The organism is Prevotella sp. kh1p2, assembly GCF_900111525.1.
Classification (GTDB): Bacteria; Bacteroidota; Bacteroidia; order Bacteroidales; family Bacteroidaceae; genus Prevotella.
Genome location: NZ_FOHY01000016.1, coordinates 1 through 17,397, shown reverse-complemented (window position 1 = coordinate 17,397; position 17,397 = coordinate 1). Strand labels below are relative to the sequence as shown.

The window sequence follows — 17,397 nt, the reverse complement described above, 5'->3', positions numbered from 1 at the left end:
GTTATCAATGCTGTGTATGGAAGTTTCGGGGCAAGCAGTATGAAGACAGGGGGCAAAAGAGGGGAAAAGAGCACAGAGCGGAATACGGGAGTCGAACCCGCCTTTCAGGCTTGGGAAGCCCGCGCACTACCGATGTGCTAATTCCGCATCAGAGCCGATACCGGGACTCGAACCCGGGACCTACGCATTACGAATGCGTTGCTCTACCAACTGAGCCATATCGGCAAATCCGAATGCAAAGATAAGGCTTTTTTTGTAACCTGCAAAATTTTCTCAGAAAAATCTATTCAGGCTTCTTCCGGCCTAAAATAAATGAGTATTTATTTGTCGGAATGAGTTTTTTTCTCTAAATTCGCAACTTGAAAGAGTGCTTCCTATGATTGGAGTTTTCAACTTAGGCTGAACTTGGACGAATTAATTAAAACATTTTCTAATCATTAACAACAAAAGCAATTATGAAGAAGTACGTTTGCGATACTTGCGGTTGGGTTTACGATCCCGAAGTAGGTGACCCGGACAATGGCATCGAGCCAGGAACTGCATTTGAGGATTTACCTGAAGATTGGGTATGCCCACTGTGTGGAGTAGGCAAGGAGGATTTCTCTGTTGCAGAGGACTAACCCGAGTGCTATTTGAATAAAAGACTAAGAGAAGCCGCCAGGCTTCTCTTTTTTGTTTGCCTTCAAGAGCGGGCCTATGCACGGACAAGGAACCCTGTTATATAAGGTGGTTTTGCAGGACATGTCGTTCAAGCCTCTTGAAGCATACTTTCAAGCGCCTTGAAGCATACGTTCAAGGCTTCAATTCGATAGGTTCAAGAATAGGGGATTTCCCTTTACGTTTAGGGAAACCTACGTTTCTTTTTAGGTGTTTGCCGTTGCAGGGTTGCGCTGTACGTTCTATCTTTGCAGTAACAAGAAGAGAACAACCACATGTAGAACCTTTAAAAGATTACGATAATGAAAACTTTAAGACTTTTAATGGCAACAATGATACTTGCTTTTGCAGTATCTGCCAACGCAATGAGTTACGAGCAAGCTCGCGAGCGTGCATTGTTTCTGACGGACAAGATGGCTTACGAGCTTCAGTTGGACGACCGCCAGTACGAGGCAGCTTATGAAATAAACCTCGACTATTTACTGTCACTGGACCGTAGGTCGGACATCTACAGCTCGTATTGGCGCAGCAGAAATCGCAATCTGCAATATATATTCTCCGAACTGCAGTACAGACGCTTTGCTGCTGTCGGCTACTTCTATCGTCCGGTATATTGGACAAACAACTCATGGTATCTGCCCGTGTACAGACATTATACCGACCGAAGCCGTTTCTACCGTGGCCGGCCGAGGGTGTATGCCTCTTATCGCGGCGGATTGCACCGTGGCAACCACAAGTATTACAAGGATTTGGCCCACAGTTGGAAGAAATATCAGAAGGAAATGAGGAAGGAGAGACGAGTGATTGAGCACGACTACCGTCATGGTTCCTTTGATAAACACCGCCGGGACATGCAGAAGCATGCCGACCGGAAGTATTGGGAGAAGAACCGCAAAAGGTATTCTTTCGGCACGATAGGCCGCTCTCTGTAAAGTTCTGCATTGACTCAGGTAGGCGACAGAACAGGAAGAGCCCTTCAACATTGCCATACCGAAAACCCTCAAGGACAAGCCACGGCTTCGTCTTGAGGGTTTTCGGTATATAATAAGGAGGGTGTTATCCGGCTATGAAGTTGATGACGAACAGAATGCTCAATACGATGAGCGTTATGTTCAAGTCCTTGAACTGAGCCGTGCACAGCTTGAGGATGACATAGCTCAGGATGCCCAGGCAGATACCGTCGGCTATACTGTAACACAGCACCATTGTAATCATGGTGATGAAGGCTGGGAAAGCCTCGCTTACATCTCCCAAGTCAATCTTTTTCACGCTGTCTATCATCAGCACGCCCACCATGACCAGCGCTCCCGAAGTGGCTGCACTCGGAATGAGGAGGAATACAGGCGAGAGCAGCAAGGACACGATGAAGAACGCTCCCACTGTGAAAGCGGTGAGGCCGCTGCGGCCTCCTTCGGCTATGCCTGATGCACTTTCAACGTAAGTTGTAAGTGTCGATGAGCCTAACATGGCGCCACAGGTGGTTCCGATGGCATCGCTCATCATGGCTTCTTTCACGTGAGGAATGGTGCCGTCGGGCCGTACGATGCCAGTTTTATAGGCCAGTCCGACAAGTGTTCCCACAGTATCGAAGATGTTGACAATGAGCAGCGAGAATACAACCAGAACGGTTTTCAGGTTCAGCAGTCCGCTGAAGTCGAACTGACAGAATATGGGTTCCAGGCTCTGCGGTGCCGCTACGGGCAGCCATCCTTGCGGAATGGAGGTTACGCCCATGGGGATTCCAATCAGCGTAGCTGCAATAATGCCGTAGAAGAGGGAGCCTTTGACGTTGCGGGCCATCAGCACGCCGCTTGCCAAAATGGCGATAATGCCGAGCAAACACTCCGGAGTGAAAGCGCCAAGACCCACGAACGTGCTTTCTTTGGCAACGATGATGCCGGCATTCTTCAGTCCGATGAAGGCAATGAACATACCGATGCCCGCCGAAATGGCAAAGCGCAGGTTCTTCGGAATGCTCTCTAAAATCAGCTCCCGCACATTAAAGAAAGTGATGACCACGAATATAATACCTTCTATAAACATGATAGCCAGCGCGTGTTGCCACGTATATCCCATGGCCTGGCACAGCGTGTAGGCAAAGAAAGCGTTAAGTCCCATGCTGGGAGCCTGGGCAAACGGCAGCTTTGCCATGAACGCCAGCAGGAGCGTGGCGATGGCAGAAGCGAGCGCAGTTGCCGTGAACAGCGCTCCTTTATCCATGCCGGTAGAAGACAGAATGGCCGGATTGACGGCCAGAATGTAGCTCATGGTCAGGAAGGTTGTGGCTCCTGCAATGACTTCGGTTTTAACTTTCATGCTTTGGAAATCAAATCCCAAAGCCCTCTCTAAAATGTTCATACGTACTTAATTTATCGGATGAGTTTTTGTTTTTGTTGCTATTTGCTTGTTTTTTAGTGCCCGAAGCCTTTGAGCCAGTTGTCTATCAGCCTGCGGGCAATGCTGAGTTTCTCCGGTATCTGGGGCAACCGGTCGTGCCGGAACCAAGCTCCGCGGCTGAGTTCCGACTTCTGCAGCCTGATGTCTCCGCTCTCATATTCGGCATAGAAGCCCACCATCAGCCCGCAAGGGTAGGGCCACGGCTGGCTTGCCCAGTAGCTGAGGTTCTTGATAGTGATGCCGGTTTCCTCCATTACCTCGCGGTGTACGGCCTCTTCCAGCGTCTCGCCGGTTTCTACAAAGCCTGCAACCAGCCCGTAGAAATCGGTCTTGAAGTTGCGGGCATGCACCAACAGCACTTCGTCCTGCCTGTGAATGAGCACGATGATGGCCGTAGCCAGCTGCGGCCATACTTCCTTTCCGCAGACCGTACACTTCTTGGAGATGTCCGTCGACATTTCCATCGGGGCACCGCACACGCCGCAGAAGCGGGTATTGCCGTCCCAGTACAGCAGCTCCTGACATTTGCCGGCCTTGAGATAAAGCTCGGTGGGCAGTTTGTAGAACGACGGGCGGAGACCGCACATTTCATATTTCGGATTGTCTTCAGGTACCAAGGGCTTTTCGATGCAGTAGGTTCTCACTTGAGAGCCGTCGTCGAAGGGGGTGATGTTCATCACGTGCGTCCACGCCTTGAGAGGTATGGGCGGTTCTTCCTGAAAGGGAATGGTATAGCTGCCGTCCTCACATTTCTCGAGCATGAGGTCGGACTTGCAGAACACGAACCAGTATTTCTTCATTTTGATGATGAGCTTTTATTTTTCTGCCGATGGCCGGTTGCTCTTTCCGAACAGTATTTTGTAGTCTCTCTTGGCTGCTTCCTTCACCCAGTTCTCGGGTACAAAGCGCCAGTTATTATTGGGTTTGGGAGCCAGAGTCTTCTGTTTCTCAATCTCCTCCATAAGGTAGAAGCGCTGATCTCTCTCGCTTGCCCAAACAATTCGGCTCTCCAAGCTGTCGCGGGGAATACCGGCGCCTTTGGTGAGCAGCTCGCCTCCGCCGTTGCCCCGATAGCTGTTGATGGCCACCTTGTACCATTTGTGCTCGTCGAAGGGTTGCCCGTTGCTCATGCGCAGTATGCGCACCTTCTCTCCGTAGGGCTTGGTAACGTCTACTTCGTAATCAATACCGGCCGCACTGTCGAAGTTGAAGGAGAAGTTCTTGAACCCCAGCCGCTGCTGGTCGCCCTTGGTCTCCTCGTTCAGCAGGAGCAGATGGTCGTCAGGACCTTGCATGGTGTTGGCCCACAGGTTGTAGCTCATCTCGAGATGTTTGCGTATCTCCTCGCCCGTGAGCCGCATCACGTAAAGTTGGTTCTCGTATTTGTAGAGCTTGAACATATCGCTCATGTACACGTTACCTTTGTTTATTTTGGCATCAAAGGACAAAGGCGCATTGAAGGCGATGTCGGCACCCGAAATCTGAAGCTCCAGATTGAGGATGAGATCATTGAAAGCACTGGAACCGAAGAAGCTGTCGCGGGTGTAGATGGTTTCGGCCAGCCTGCCTATTTTCTTGCTTACGAAAGCCTGCACTTCTTTCATCTGCCGGCTGAAGTGGCGCTCGAAGTCCTTGTCTATGGGCTGGCTGGTCATGTCTACCAGTTGTCCGTGCACGCGGGTCACTATCCCCTTGCTGTTCTTAGTTACGGTTATTTCGGCATCGCCCACAGTCATGGCGTTGTTGGCGGGGTCGAGACAGACAACCTTCTTGCCCTCGCAGTTTACCACCTGGTCAACGTGGCGCGTGTGGTCGTGCCCATAGAGCACGAGGTCAAAGCCCGGAACTTCTCTTGCAACGCGAAGAGAAGCGTCCTCTTCGTACTCGGGCGTGGTGATGCCTCCTTCGCTGCCGCTGTGAAAAAGCCCGATAACAACGTCGGGCTTTTCATGCTTTTGCACATAGTCCATCCAGTATCTGGCCGATGTTACCATGTTGTCGAACTTGAGACCCGACCACAGGTTGCGGCTCAACCAGTTGGGTATGGCCGGTGTCAGCAGGCCTATAACGGCAATCCTGATGCCTTCGCGCTCCATGACCGTATAGGGGTGCAGGTACGGTTTGCCCGTTTTTACGTCAATAACGTTGGCACCCAGCATGGGACATTTTATCTCCCTTATCCACTTGTCGTACACGCTGTGCCCCGTTTCAACGTCGTGGTTGCCTATAGTCTGGGCATCGTAGCCCATGTAGTTTACCACTTCGGCAGCCACATTGGGCGCCTGGGTGTTGATGAAGTTATAGTAGTAGCAGGTGGGCTGGCCCTGCAGGATGTCGCCGTTGTCAAGCAGTATGAGGTTTTTGCCATAGGTTTGGCGCAGTTGATTAACGTAGGAACTGACCCTGGCCAGTGTGCCTTGCTGAGGTTTGCGGTTGATGAAGTCGTAGGGAAAGAAACTTCCGTGTACGTCGGAGGTCTCGATGACGCGGAGCTTGACAGTTGTTTGTTGAGCCATTACACAAGGATTGAAACAGAGCACTGCCAGCAGTGCTGCGAATAGTTTTCTCATATCATGTAGCGTTTACGTGGGTGTGGCGGCACATTACGGCATATCGCCAACTATGTGCAAAGGTAGAAATTATTCATGAAAACCGAGTATAATACGCCGAAAATTGTTGTCTTAGGGTCTCGGATGTGCCTCTTGCAGAGGCAATGAGGCGGTTGAGGCGACGTAGAGAGCAACGTGCAGGAACTTTCGACAAGTGTCGAATTCATGTGTGACACTTGTCGCACGATTGTGCGACACTTGTCGAAAGTTCCTGAAGCATATCTTTGAGCTGCAGAAAGGAAAAGTCCGCGCACCGTGTAGTTGGTTTTTGGCAGCGTTGATGTTTTTGCCGGACAGAGGGAGAAATGCTGCATACACGGCACGATTTTTGCTGTTAAGTTTCATAGAAATGGAGGAATGAATAATGGCATTTATAGATTATTATAAGATTTTGGGTGTAGACCGCTCCATCCCGCAGAAGGATGTGAGGGCGGCTTACCGCAAACGGGCCAAGCAGTTCCATCCAGACCTGCATCCTAACGACCCGAAGGCTAAGGCCAAATTCCAGGCTCTGAACGAGGCTTACGATGTGATTGGCGACCCGGAGAAGCGGAAAAAGTACGACCAATATGGCGAGAAATGGCGCGAGGCCGATGCTTTTAATGCGGCAGGAGGCGGCAATGGCAGTTCGTTCCACTGGTCGTCGCAAGGCGGCGGGTCTCCCTTCGAAGGCTTCGACTTCAGCGGTTTTTCCGGTAACGGAGGCTTCTCGAGCTTTTTCCAGGATCTCTTTGGGGGTGGCAGTCCGCGCGGTAAGTCGCGTGCAAGGGCTGCTTCGCCCCATAGCGGAGAAATGAACGCCAACGTGAATATTGACCTCTACACGGCCATGCTGGGTGGAGACGTCATCATCCAGCTGAGCAATGGGGCAAAGATTAAGCTGCGCGTAAAGCCCGAAACACAGAACGGAACCAAGGTGCGCTTGCGGGGCAAGGGCTATGACAGGGGCGACGGCACCTTCGGTGACCTGATTATAACCTACAATGTGCAGTTACCTACGCATCTTACCGAACGACAGAAGGAGCTGTTGCGGGAGATGAGGATGTCATAAAGCATAAAGGCCGCAGATTCGGTTGAGTCTGCGGCCTTTATATATAATATGGTGTAGCGCTGCTATTCTATGATTCTGACCAAGTTGAACGACGATATCTTGCCGTCAGGACCAACCTTGGCGTTAATGCGGAACTTGTTGTTTTCTGTTTCGTCTGCCTTCTGTACATCCTGAATGGCAGAGAACTGGATGGTGTATTCATACTTCTCGTCGCCCACTTCCTTCTTATCAATCTTCATGTCGTTGTTCATTTGCCAGTTCATGCCTGTGACATCGGCTTTGTAGATTTTGTTCATGAAGGTAACGACATCGCTTTTCGTGGCATCGTTCTTGCCTAAAAAGGACGTCATAATCGTAGCCACCGAGTTGGTAAGGCCACTTTCGTTCCGGGTATTGAGGCTCTGGAAGAAACCTCGCAGTATGGTTGTGAGCCGTTCCTTCTCGTCGGGCTGAACGGTTTTGGCCTTCAGTCTCTTGATGGCAGTGTTGGCCTCGTCAACATGTTCGCCGTTGGCATGCTCGTCAAGATAAGACTGCAGTGCCTCCATGGAGTTCTCGTTGTAGGCGTACTCCCAGTCAATGGAGTCTATCCGGTGAATGGCCTCGGCCTTGTGAGGGGAGTTTGGATAGTTGCGCAGATAGTCTGCCAGGGATGTGGCAGAACCGCTTACGACGGCGTTTGTCCACTCCTGTTCGATTTGTCGCAGGTTCTTGAGCCGGCTTTCAACGGCTTCGGTATGTGCCGCAGGTGCATCGCCGAACTGGTCGAGATACTGTTGCAGGATGAGCGGGTCGCCACTTTGCAGGGCATATTCATAGGCCTCCTGCTCCTTGGCGTTCTTGCTGTCGTTGTAGAAGTAGAACAACGTGCCGGTTATGGCTATGGCTATAATGAGGCAGGTGATGATGAGACCCGTCTTCTTGTTTCGTTCTGGCCGGTTGGGCTGTGTTGTCGTTGGTGCTGTTGGCGGCACGGGCGGAACCGGCGCATGCGTAGTTGGCTCGTTGCCAGCAGGAACTGATGGCTGTGCGGGAGCTGACGGAGTGGCTGATGCCTGCTGGCCTGTGTTCAGGTGGTGGCATTTGGGGCACCTTTCCTGGCTCTTGAAATAAACCTCTCCACATTGTGGGCATCGGGTAACCTTGCCGGCTATCTCTATGCCGCACTGCGGGCACGCGGGTGCCTTGTCGCTAATCTGATGTCCGCACTCAGGACATTTGATGATAGACATGTTGTTTATAGAATTAAATATTCACTTATCTCTGTTTGTGTACACATTTCCGTCAGCGGTGGCGGAACCTGATTTCGCGCAGGGTGTGGGTTCCCATGAAGCGACTTTTGTCTACATGGCCGTTTACTCCGTCAATTCTACCTTTTCCGGTGTACTGCCACATGGTAATGTCGCGGCCGTCTTTCAGGTATGGTTCACGCAGGGTGTATTGGGCTATCATGATTTTGTAATCGTCGAGCAGGTGTTGGAAGTTCTGGTCATAGAAGTTGGCACCGGTGTAGATGAGCGGTTTTTGCTTGTAGGCTATCTCTATCAGGTTCAGGAACTTGAAGAGTGAGTCGGTAAATTCCTCTTGTGAGAGTCCGCTGCGGGTCTCGATGTCTATCATGGGGATAAGGTCCTGCTCTCCCGGTTTGCACTGTGCCATGAAGTTGGAGAGCTGAACATCTTGTGGAATACGCGCCCTGTAGAAGTGGTAGCTGCCAACTTTGAGCCCGTTTTTGTGGGCAATGTCTATGTTTTCCAGGTACTTGTCGTCTATGTTGTTGCCGCCCTCGGTTGCCTTGAGATAAACGTATGCGGTTTTTGTCTGTCCTACGGCATCCCAGAACACGGTGCCCTGGTAGTGGCTCAAATCAATGCCGTGAATATGCTGGCATGTGTCTTCGCACTCCACCTGCGCACTGGCAGTAATGGAAGTAAATAAACCTATGATGAAAAAAAACAGTCTATTCATAATATGCAAAGATACTAAAAAGAGTAGATACAGGAACAGCTAAAGCTGTGTTTTTTACAAATATTAAGTTGCTATTCCTCAATCTCTGACAGAGAACGGGTAAAATTGCTGATAAAGTTGCTGGAGGTTTCGATGGGAGCGTAGCTAATGTAGCGGATGCTGCGGCGGAGGTTGCGGCGAAGTACGGTCGAGTTGTTTTTTACAAAGCCCGTGCGGCTCTGGCGGAAGTGCCACTCCTTGGATGTGTCTATGGCCGTATGCTTTACCGACCGCATGGCGAGCTTGTAGGCAGCAGATACAAATTGGTGGACGAAAGGAATTTCTTCTTGTTCGAAGTTGAAAACACTCATCAGGATGCTGCCTTGCAGCTGGGCCATGTTCTGCATGTGCAGCTGCTGTAACCAGCCTTCCAGTTTCACAAAGTCAACCTTGTCGCCTTTGGTTCTGAGGTAAATGCCCAAATCAATGATGCTCCGCAGCGAGATGCCACTGTTGAGCATGTGGCCTACATTGTTGATGATGAGGTTCAGAACATCTACTGTAGCCATGGAGGCATCCATTTGGTGAGGCTCTTCCTTTCGTATTTTCTTCAGTCGCTTGTTGAGTAAAAGGTTGGAGAGTTGGGTGTTCATGCTCTCTGGTTTGTCTGCATATTCTTCTTGCTGCATTTCTTCGGCAATGTACTTGGGTATGTTTATTTCTTCGTCGTACTGATGGTTCTTGAGTCCCTTGTATGCTATGGAAACAACATTCTGTGCCCGTGCAATCTGCGCCAACCTTTTCCATTTGAATGCCGACATGGGTTCCAGCGTTTCATACTCGTTGAGGGCTCCGGAACGCAGCAGTCTGAAGAAATTCCGATTGATGATGTCCATTTTGTTGTTGCGATACTTTAAATCAGTTGTTTACAGATACAGTCAAGTCTGTCGGCGGATGTTATGAATACCGTTTGGGGTAACGCAGAAGGATGGCCAGCAGGGTCGAAAAGCCTATTGCCATCGGATAATAGAGATAGGGGAGTATCAGTATGGGATTAACTCCGGCAAGTCCGGCTGCCAAGAGCAGTTGTACGCCGTAAGGAAGCATTCCCTGCACGGCACAGGAAAAGGTATCCAGGATGCTGGCGGCCTTGCGCTTGTCGACTCCGAATTTATCGCCAATCTTCTTGCTGATGCTTCCCACCGTCAGAATGGCTACGGTGTTGTTGGCCGTACATACGTTGACAAGTCCTACGAGTACGGCGATAGAAAATTCTGCTCCGCGCTTGCTGGTAACATGACTTGTAAGTTTGGCTATCAGATAGTCTATTCCTCCGCCTTCTCGGATGATTTCGAGCATGCCTCCCGCGAGCATGGCAATAATGACAAGCTCGCCCATTCCGGTTATGCCTTTGCCCATGGCACCGAACCATCCATAAATGTCATAAGTTCCGTTAGCTATACCGATGATGCCGCATAAGGCAATGCCAATGGCGAGAACAGCCATAACGTTCATGCCGAACACAGCTGTCAGCAAGACAACCAGATAAGGGATAACCTTAATGAATTCAATGTCAGGAACCTTTCCGGGTGCCTGTATGTCGGCTCCCATGAACGCATAGATAATCAGTATGGCCAGCGCACCCGGCATGACAATCAGGAGATTGGCTCTGAACTTATCGCTCATCTTGCAGCCTTGGGTCTGAGTGGCTACAACAGTAGTGTCAGAAATAAAGGAAAGATTGTCGCCGAAATATGCTCCGCCCACAATGATGGCTGTAACCAATGCGATGTCGGCATCCGTGGAGTGGGCGATTCCGGCAGCAATCGGCACCAAGGCTACCACCGTGCCAACGCTGGTGCCAATGGAAATGGAGATGAAGCAGGCTGCCAGGAACAAGCCGGGAAGCAGCAAACTGTCAGGAAGAACGTGGAGTGCCAGGTTCACAGTGGCATCAATGCTGCCCATCTGCTTGGCAGACTCGGCAAAGGCACCTGCCAGAACATATATCCACAGCATGAGAAGCAATGTGCTGGAGCCGGCTCCACGGCTAAAGATATCTATCCGTTTGGCTAACGGGAAACCTCCCGAAATAGTAATGGCATAAATGCTGGCAATCATAAAGGCAACCGTAATGGGCACCTTATAGAAATCGCCTGCTATGATGGACATGGCCAAATACAGCACGATGAAGACGATGAGCGGCGAGAGGGCGAGGATGCCTTTTTTATTTGAAACTTCCAATTTGATTTGCTAAATGAACTTCTATAACTGATTTCTGCGGTAGAAATCCAGGTTTTCTTTGGTTATCAGTTCAATAGGCATATAGTTAACCGGATTAACCTTCTTTTTCAACACAATGGCCTGGAACATGGTGTCGATGCAACTATAACCCTGCATATAGGCATGTTGGGCTATCACGAAAGAGATGCTGCCTTCACGAATACATTCTGCATTCTTCTGAACAACATCATAACCCATCGTCTGAACATCACGTATGTTATGTTTAAGCAGATATTCTCCGATGATGTGTGCTTTGGAACTCAGCGTTACACAATGATGGATGTTAGGATGGGAGGTGAAGAAACGGTCGAGGATGGTGTTGTAATCCTCGGTTCGGTTGCTTTCTTCCACATTCAGTTCTGTAATCTTGACCTTTGGAAAGTGATCTTTCATATAATGAAGGAAGCCTACTTCCCGGTTTGCTTGCTGCTTGCTGACTACAACTCCGTTGTGAACACGCTTGAAAATCATGATTTCTTTTTCTTTTGCAGCAAAGAGCATCAGCATCTTTGCAGCAAAGCAACCGCTGCTGAATGAGTCTTGACCATAGAAAGAGAGTGGACGCAAGTCGGGCATATAGGAATCAAGCAAGATAAAAGGAATGTTTTTTTCATGCAATTTGTCTGTAAACGTCTGCGTTATTTCCAGAGTCGAAGGAACGATAACGACGCCGTCTGGATTAGCATTTAGTATTTCCGTATAGCTCTTGGCATAGGAGGTGAAGTCGAACCGGTCGTAATAAACAATCTTCACTCCAATGTGAAAGTCTCTTCTTGCTTCCATGGCTTTGTGAGCGCCGTCTTCTATTTCCTCCCAATAAGCCTCAGATTCATGTCTGGGTATCAACAGATAGAATGTGTAAGAACGATTATACGCCAAGGCACTGGCGTACATGTTTGGTTGATAATCCATCTCTTGAAGAGCTTTCTCCACCTTATCTCTGGCAGGCCTGGATACGTTTGGGCGGTCGTGCAGCACTCTGTCTACGGTGCCCACAGAGACTCCAGCCCGCTCGGCAATATCCTTAATTCTTATTTTCTCTGTCATTCTTTAAAAGTGTTTACTATAATGCAAAAGTAATCATTTCTTGTTTAATTGTGCGAAAGCACGGGATTTATTTTTCTATTCTGCATTTTTTTCATTGGAAAAAGTGCCAATTAAGACAAAAAAGATTATCTTTGTCTCATCAATATGATAGACTGTAAACAACATAAGGTTAGTTATAAAGCATCCGCACTGTTGCTGCCACTCGTCCTGTTATTCGCTGCATGCTCCCATGAAATGACAGACAGGATTGATGAGTTGAATGAGCGTTCGTATGCTTGGCATTACCGTAACCTGGATTCTACGCTTAGCTATGCACAAAAAGCCTATGACTTGTCTGCTGATTACAAAGAGGGCAGGGCAGAGGCTTTGAATAACATGGCCTTTGTGAATATAGCCAAGATGGAATATGCCAAGGCCTATGCCTTGTTGTATCAAGTAGAAACTTCTACAAACAATCAGGTGGAGCTGTTTATTGCTGACGTTCAAATGATGCGATTGTGCCAGCGGCAGTCTCACAACAAGGATTTTTATATCTATCGGGAAAGTGCTTCCCGCCGATTGAGGCGTATCAACGAAGAGCGGGGAGTCCTTACCGACCATCAGAATAAAAGACTCATCTATGGCGACAGTGAGTTTAAGATCATCAATTCCACCTATTTCTTTTACGTCGGACTTACTCCACAGTCCATTGCCGCACTCGATTCCATCAATCCCGATGGCGAAATAGCTGCGGATACTGCGCAGTTACTTAACTACTGGTATAATATCGGTTCCGGGGGAATTATAACTGCCAAGGCTCAAGAGGAGATCAACCAGATTGAGTTCGACTACCTTATGCGCTGCTATCTGCTGGCACGGCAAGCGAGCTACCCCTTTTTTGAGGCCCAAGCACTGCAGGCACTCAGCAAACACTTGGAAACTCCCAAGTACAGGAAACGACTCATGGCTGATAATCTGCCGGCCATGAAGTTTATCAATACCGACGAAATGGCCGATAGCTTGTTGGCAGGGAACCTGGCCTTACGTGCGCTTAATATATTTGCTGACTATGGTGATGTTTACCAGACTGCAGGCGCTTATCGAACACTTGCAGAATGCTACTGGGCGCTAAACGACTATAAGTCGGCCATCATCTGTTTACAGAAAGCCTTAAACAAGAATACGGCCATTCAACTGGCACCCGATCTTGTTGCTTCCATTCGAGAACAACTTTCGTTGGCTTATTCCGCCATAGACAACAAGCCAAACAGTGATTTCAACCGTAACAGGTATCTGGACATGCAGGAGATGACTCGCCAGGACAGGCTGCTCGAAGCCCGAGCCGATCAACTGCAAAACTCGTCCAGACAGCTTAACCGCTTGCTTCTGGCTGTTATTATTATGATAGTGTTGGTGTGCATATTGCTTTTCGCATTCGACTATATGCGCCGGCGCAATGACAGTAAGTATCCCTTGTCTGATTTGCTGAAACCACTTGAACAATGGAAAAAAGAAAATGTGGAAGTGGCACGCTTGCATCAGGAAGATATGGATGAGCTGAAGGAGCAAACTAAGTTGGCACAGCTCCATGTGCTTCAGAACAAAAAGCGGAATTTGGAGCAAAGAGCCAAGGTCTCGTTAGTCTGCAGCATCACTCCTTTCATTGACCGGATGAAAAATGAGGTGCACCATTTGTTGAAATCGGAAGAGAGTGAAGAAACGCGGCTGGAACGATACCAGTACATGGCCGAATTGACCGATAAGATAAACGATTACAATGGCGTACTGACCAATTGGATCCAGCTGCGGCAAGGTCAGCTAAGTCTTCATATAGAGAGTTTTCCGCTGCAGTCTCTGTTTGACATAGTTGCCAAAAGCAGAATGAGCTTTCAGCTTCGGGGCATTACGCTGTCGGTGGAACCCACACAGGCCGTTGTAAAAGCGGACAAGGTACTTACGCTCTTCATGGTTAACACGATGGCAGATAATGCCCGCAAGTTTACGCCTAAAGGCGGACATGTCGTCATCAAGGCAGTCATAGAACCAGATTACGTGGAGATAAACATCATAGACAATGGGCAAGGTATGACCGAAGAGCAGCTTATCCACTTGTTCGACCATAAACCTGTTATTGATGAAAGTGCTGAAAGCGTTAACGCGTCTCATGGCGTTTCTGCCTTCTCAGTACAGAGTTCCCCCAGAAGTCATGGCTTTGGACTGATGAACTGTAAAGGTATTATTGATAAGTACCATAAAATCAGCCAGATATTCCGTGTTTGTTCTATTGGAGCAGAGAGCCCTGTAGCTTCATTGCCAGATAGTGACAACAAGGGCAGTCGCCTCTGGTTCCGTCTCCCAAAAGGCATATCCCGACTGTTGTTTGCCGTTACATTATTGGGCTTTGGATGCTCGCAGCCTGTTGGTGCAGCCAAGCAATCTGCACAAAAAAAGTATCCGGTAGAGTTACAGCGTGCCTCTACGTTTGCTGACAGTGTCTATAACAGCAACATCAAGGGCACTTTCCTTCAGACTTTAGCCTATGCCGACAGTGCGCGATACTATTTAAACCGTTACTACCTGAAGCGTAATCCGCATGGCAGCGATCTGATGGTTTCCTATACCGATAAACCCACTCTGCCTGCCGAACTGAAATGGTTCCACGACAGCCTTGAAACGGCCTATGATGTCATTCTGTCCGTCCGCAATGAGAGTGCAGTTGCAGCGTTGGCCCTGCATCGGTGGAATCTGTACAGATACAACAACGGCGTGTACACTCAACTGTTCCGTGAGCGCAGTGCCGACAATACGCTGGGCGATTATGTGCGCGTCATGCAGCGTTCTGAGAACAACAAGGACATAGCCATTATTCTCCTTATTATCCTGCTGGTCCTTATTTTCCCCGCCTATTATATCATGTACTACCGGCACCGGGTTCACTATCGCTTCTGTCTCGATAGGGTAAACGATGTAAACCGCATCCTGCTGAGTAATGATTTGCCGCAGGAGAAACTCAAGCAAATAGAGAAACTCAATTTCAAGAAGCTGATGACCAATGTCGGTAACGACCAGTATGCCCGGCTCAATGACATAGTTGAGCAGATAAAAGCTGCCTTGCAGCAGAGCATAGTGTCCGATACCGAGCAGGCTGTGAACGAAGAACTTGCCAAAGACGAGCTGCGGAGAGCGGAATATGAGAGCGACAAGTTGCATGTCAGCAATAGTATTCTGGATAATTGCCTCTCTACGCTGAAGCACGAGACCATGTACTATCCGTCTCGTATTCGCCAGCTGATAGACGGCAACGACGAAAACCTCTCGAAGATATCGGAACTTGTGAGTTATTACAAGGAACTTTATTCCATCCTCAGCGAACAGGCGTTGAGGCAGACGGAGGGAAACATCCACATTGACCAGGACATGCTCAGTTACCTTTTCGATATTTTGCACAAGGCAAGCGGCGAGAAACAGATAGCCATGCGATGTAAGGAGGATGGCGACAGATATGTAGTCGTCACGCTGCTCATGCCACATTTCCTATTAACCGGTGCAGAGTGCAGCCAGCTCTTCACGCCGCTTACGGTCGATGTGCAGTTCCTTCTTTGCCGTCAGGTGATGCGTGAGATAGGCGAGGCAACCAATGCCAGAGGCTGTGGCATCTATGCCACGCCAATGAGTAAAACCGATGAAAGAGGTGAGAATACCAAACAACCGATAGAAATCGACATTAAAATACTAAAAGAGATATGGAAAAATTCAAAGTTATCATCGTAGAAGACATACCTTTGGAGTTAAAGGGAACGGAAGGAATCTTCCGTAACGAGATACCCGAAGCAGAGATTGTGGGGACGGCTGACAGCGAGCAGGCTTACGTCCGGCTCATCAAAAATGAGCTTCCTGATTTGGTTCTGCTCGATTTAGGCCTTGGCGGAAGCACCACGGTGGGTGTGGAGATATGCCGATACACGAAAGAACGCTATCCTCAAGTCAAGGTCCTTATCTTTACGGGCGAGATTCTTAACGAGAAATTGTGGGTCGACGTGCTTGATGCAGGCTGCGACGGCATCATCCTCAAGAGTGGAGAACTGCTTACGCGCGGCGATGTTTCAAGCGTAATGAGTGGCAAGAAGCTCGTTTTCAACCAGCCTATTCTGGAGAAAATCATCGCCCGCTTCAAGGCCAGTGTGAACAATCAGCTCATGCGACAGGAAGCTCTCATCAGCTACGAAATCGACGAGTACGACGAGCGTTTTCTGCGTCACCTGGCTTTGGGATATACCAAAGAGCAGATAACCAACCTGCGCGGTATGCCTTTTGGCGTGAAGAGTCTGGAGAAAAGGCAGAACGAACTGGTGCAGAAACTGTTTCCCGACGGCAACAACGGCATGGGCGTAAATGCTACGCGGCTGGTAGTACGGGCTCTCGAACTTAGAATATTGGATATAGACAACCTGCAGCCCGACGAAGATTGAAACGCTTTCTATCATATACAGCTCTGTGTTTGGGCATTGCGCAGCTATTGCTCATCCTCTCGTCGTGGATACTCACGTCTGCCATGCCTGATGCCGCCATGCGCTCATTGCTCAGTTCGGAGGGCATCAGATGGTTTTTCGGCAACTTTGTAGAGAACCTGGCCACTCCCGTACTGGTGTGGATGCTGCTGATAGGCATCGCCTACGGAGCCTTTCAGTACAGCGGGTTGGCCGCCTGCATTACCCAACGGCAGCCCCGCTCGTACCGTGAGCGTTTCGCCCTGCGCATGGTTGCAGTCGAAGTATTGCTTCTTGTGGGTATCGTCATGCTGCTTACGCTGCTGCCACAAGGCATCCTGCTCAGCGTTACCGGCAATCTGTTTCCCAGCAGTTTCAGCAAGAGCGTTGTGGCAATCATAGCTTTCATCGTATCTCTGGCATCCGTCAGCTATGGCATGTTGTCCGGACGAACGAACACGCTTGAGTCCGTTTTCAGCAGCCTTACGGCCGGTATGATTTATTTGGCTCCGTTCTGCATCTTGTACGTGCTGGCTGCACAGCTCTATTTTTCCACCAAGTTCGTGTTCGGTATTTAAGCTGCAAACAGGGGCCTGTTGACAAGCTATGGTTCAGAAAGCCTTTCCCTGAAGTGACCTGTACTGAATAAGTTGACAGTTTACATCAAACAAAAAAAGTAAAAAGTCATGAAACAGTACAATGAAATCGAAAAATTAGAGTTATTACGTCGGTACCTCACGAGTGGCCTGTCGATACGCGCCTTTTCCGCGAGTGCCGGCATTCCCGTGGCGACATTCTTCGGATATCTCCGCGCGTACGGCCACCCCGACAACTCATCAATTTCCTTTCTTATGAAACACGAAGAACTGCCAACCACACTTGATGAACTTCGCGCCCAGCTACTCGAGGAGCGCAAGGCGCATGAAGCAGAACTGAAGCG

15 protein-coding genes and 2 tRNA genes are annotated in these 17,397 nt (G+C 49.3%); 7 read left to right on the top strand and 10 right to left on the bottom strand.

Going from position 1 to position 17,397, the window contains the following annotated elements; genetic code table 11:
• Positions 1 to 76 precede the first annotated feature (76 nt).
• Both BMW31_RS10055 and BMW31_RS10050 read right to left on the bottom strand, forming a co-directional pair.
• Positions 77 to 147: transfer RNA gene (locus BMW31_RS10055), tRNA-Gly, on the bottom strand.
• Between the two features lie 5 nt (positions 148 to 152).
• Positions 153 to 225: transfer RNA gene (locus BMW31_RS10050), tRNA-Thr, on the bottom strand.
• A gap of 230 nt (positions 226 to 455) precedes the next feature.
• Here BMW31_RS10050 and rd point away from each other — a divergent pair.
• Together rd and BMW31_RS10040 are read left to right on the top strand one after the other, a co-directional pair.
• Positions 456 to 620, top strand: coding sequence for a rubredoxin (gene rd / locus BMW31_RS10045; protein WP_091825070.1), 165 nt, complete (start codon positions 456 to 458; stop codon positions 618 to 620).
• 339 nt (positions 621 to 959) lie between these two features.
• On the top strand, positions 960 to 1,589 hold the full coding sequence (locus tag BMW31_RS10040) for a hypothetical protein (RefSeq protein ID WP_143049185.1): 630 nt from the start codon (positions 960 to 962) through the stop codon (positions 1,587 to 1,589).
• Positions 1,590 to 1,713: 124 nt separating this feature from the next.
• Here BMW31_RS10040 and BMW31_RS10035 read toward each other — a convergent pair whose 3' ends face one another.
• From BMW31_RS10035 to BMW31_RS10025, 3 genes are read right to left on the bottom strand one after another with little or no spacing between them, the layout of a single operon-like run.
• Complete coding sequence (locus tag BMW31_RS10035; RefSeq protein ID WP_091825062.1) at positions 1,714 to 3,015, bottom strand: NCS2 family permease; 1,302 nt, start codon at positions 3,013 to 3,015, stop codon at positions 1,714 to 1,716.
• Between the two features lie 53 nt (positions 3,016 to 3,068).
• Positions 3,069 to 3,854: an NAD(+) diphosphatase gene (gene nudC / locus BMW31_RS10030; RefSeq protein ID WP_091825060.1), complete on the bottom strand. Its 786-nt coding sequence runs from the start codon at positions 3,852 to 3,854 to the stop codon at positions 3,069 to 3,071.
• Between the two features lie 15 nt (positions 3,855 to 3,869).
• Positions 3,870 to 5,624, bottom strand: a complete 1,755-nt coding sequence (locus tag BMW31_RS10025; protein WP_091825057.1) for a bifunctional metallophosphatase/5'-nucleotidase — start codon at positions 5,622 to 5,624, stop codon at positions 3,870 to 3,872.
• Positions 5,625 to 6,027: 403 nt separating this feature from the next.
• Here BMW31_RS10025 and BMW31_RS10020 point away from each other — a divergent pair, with 403 nt between their 5' ends.
• Positions 6,028 to 6,714, top strand: a complete 687-nt coding sequence (locus BMW31_RS10020) for a DnaJ domain-containing protein (protein ID WP_091825055.1) — start codon at positions 6,028 to 6,030, stop codon at positions 6,712 to 6,714.
• 62 nt (positions 6,715 to 6,776) lie between these two features.
• Here the strand turns inward: BMW31_RS10020 and BMW31_RS10015 are convergent, their stop codons facing one another.
• The 5 genes from BMW31_RS10015 to BMW31_RS09995 form a co-directional block, all read right to left on the bottom strand.
• The gene (locus BMW31_RS10015) at positions 6,777 to 7,946 is read right to left on the bottom strand and encodes a zinc ribbon domain-containing protein (protein WP_091825053.1); all 1,170 of its coding nucleotides are present in this window, start codon (positions 7,944 to 7,946) and stop codon (positions 6,777 to 6,779) included.
• 52 nt (positions 7,947 to 7,998) lie between these two features.
• The gene (locus BMW31_RS10010; protein ID WP_091825051.1) at positions 7,999 to 8,682 is read right to left on the bottom strand and encodes a glycoside hydrolase family 25 protein; all 684 of its coding nucleotides are present in this window, start codon (positions 8,680 to 8,682) and stop codon (positions 7,999 to 8,001) included.
• A gap of 71 nt (positions 8,683 to 8,753) precedes the next feature.
• Positions 8,754 to 9,557: a hypothetical protein gene (locus BMW31_RS10005; RefSeq protein WP_091825048.1), complete on the bottom strand. Its 804-nt coding sequence runs from the start codon at positions 9,555 to 9,557 to the stop codon at positions 8,754 to 8,756.
• 61 nt (positions 9,558 to 9,618) lie between these two features.
• Positions 9,619 to 10,905 carry a Na+/H+ antiporter NhaC family protein gene (locus tag BMW31_RS10000; protein WP_255404934.1) on the bottom strand — a complete coding sequence of 429 codons (1,287 nt, stop codon included), beginning with the start codon at positions 10,903 to 10,905 and terminating at the stop codon, positions 9,619 to 9,621.
• A 21-nt stretch (positions 10,906 to 10,926) separates the two neighbouring features.
• The gene (locus BMW31_RS09995) at positions 10,927 to 11,991 is read right to left on the bottom strand and encodes a LacI family DNA-binding transcriptional regulator (RefSeq protein WP_091825044.1); all 1,065 of its coding nucleotides are present in this window, start codon (positions 11,989 to 11,991) and stop codon (positions 10,927 to 10,929) included.
• 234 nt (positions 11,992 to 12,225) lie between these two features.
• Between BMW31_RS09995 and BMW31_RS09990 the strand changes: the two genes are divergently transcribed.
• From BMW31_RS09990 to BMW31_RS09975, 4 genes are all read left to right on the top strand, one after another.
• Positions 12,226 to 15,741, top strand: a complete 3,516-nt coding sequence (locus BMW31_RS09990) for a sensor histidine kinase (protein WP_255404933.1) — start codon at positions 12,226 to 12,228, stop codon at positions 15,739 to 15,741.
• Positions 15,714 to 16,439 (top strand): DUF5932 domain-containing protein, encoded by a 726-nt coding sequence (locus BMW31_RS09985; protein WP_091825035.1) that lies wholly within the window; start codon positions 15,714 to 15,716, stop codon positions 16,437 to 16,439. Before BMW31_RS09990 ends, BMW31_RS09985 begins: the two co-directional genes overlap by 28 nt.
• Positions 16,436 to 17,035 (top strand): AbgT family transporter, encoded by a 600-nt coding sequence (locus tag BMW31_RS09980; protein WP_091825032.1) that lies wholly within the window; start codon positions 16,436 to 16,438, stop codon positions 17,033 to 17,035. The genes BMW31_RS09985 and BMW31_RS09980 overlap by 4 nt, the downstream gene beginning before the upstream one ends.
• A gap of 108 nt (positions 17,036 to 17,143) precedes the next feature.
• Positions 17,144 to 17,397 (top strand): transposase (locus BMW31_RS09975; protein WP_091825028.1); only part of this gene is annotated, 254 nt, incomplete at its 3' end.

Excerpts from the sequence above, each read along its gene's own strand:
- BMW31_RS10005 (WP_091825048.1), bottom strand. The coding sequence starts at position 9,557 with ATGGACATCATCAATCGGAATTTCTTCAGACTGCTGCGTTCCGGAGCC.
- BMW31_RS10035 (WP_091825062.1), bottom strand. The coding sequence starts at position 3,015 with ATGAACATTTTAGAGAGGGCTTTGGGATTTGATTTCCAAAGCATGAAA.
- BMW31_RS10010 (WP_091825051.1), bottom strand. The coding sequence starts at position 8,682 with ATGAATAGACTGTTTTTTTTCATCATAGGTTTATTTACTTCCATTACT.
- nudC (WP_091825060.1), bottom strand. The coding sequence starts at position 3,854 with ATGAAGAAATACTGGTTCGTGTTCTGCAAGTCCGACCTCATGCTCGAG.
- BMW31_RS10015 (WP_091825053.1), bottom strand. The coding sequence starts at position 7,946 with ATGTCTATCATCAAATGTCCTGAGTGCGGACATCAGATTAGCGACAAG.
- BMW31_RS09985 (WP_091825035.1), top strand. The coding sequence starts at position 15,714 with ATGGAAAAATTCAAAGTTATCATCGTAGAAGACATACCTTTGGAGTTA.
- BMW31_RS10025 (WP_091825057.1), bottom strand. The coding sequence starts at position 5,624 with ATGAGAAAACTATTCGCAGCACTGCTGGCAGTGCTCTGTTTCAATCCT.
- rd (WP_091825070.1), top strand. The coding sequence starts at position 456 with ATGAAGAAGTACGTTTGCGATACTTGCGGTTGGGTTTACGATCCCGAA.
- BMW31_RS10020 (WP_091825055.1), top strand. The coding sequence starts at position 6,028 with ATGGCATTTATAGATTATTATAAGATTTTGGGTGTAGACCGCTCCATC.
- BMW31_RS09990 (WP_255404933.1), top strand. The coding sequence starts at position 12,226 with ATGACAGACAGGATTGATGAGTTGAATGAGCGTTCGTATGCTTGGCAT.
- BMW31_RS09995 (WP_091825044.1), bottom strand. The coding sequence starts at position 11,991 with ATGACAGAGAAAATAAGAATTAAGGATATTGCCGAGCGGGCTGGAGTC.
- BMW31_RS10040 (WP_143049185.1), top strand. The coding sequence starts at position 960 with ATGAAAACTTTAAGACTTTTAATGGCAACAATGATACTTGCTTTTGCA.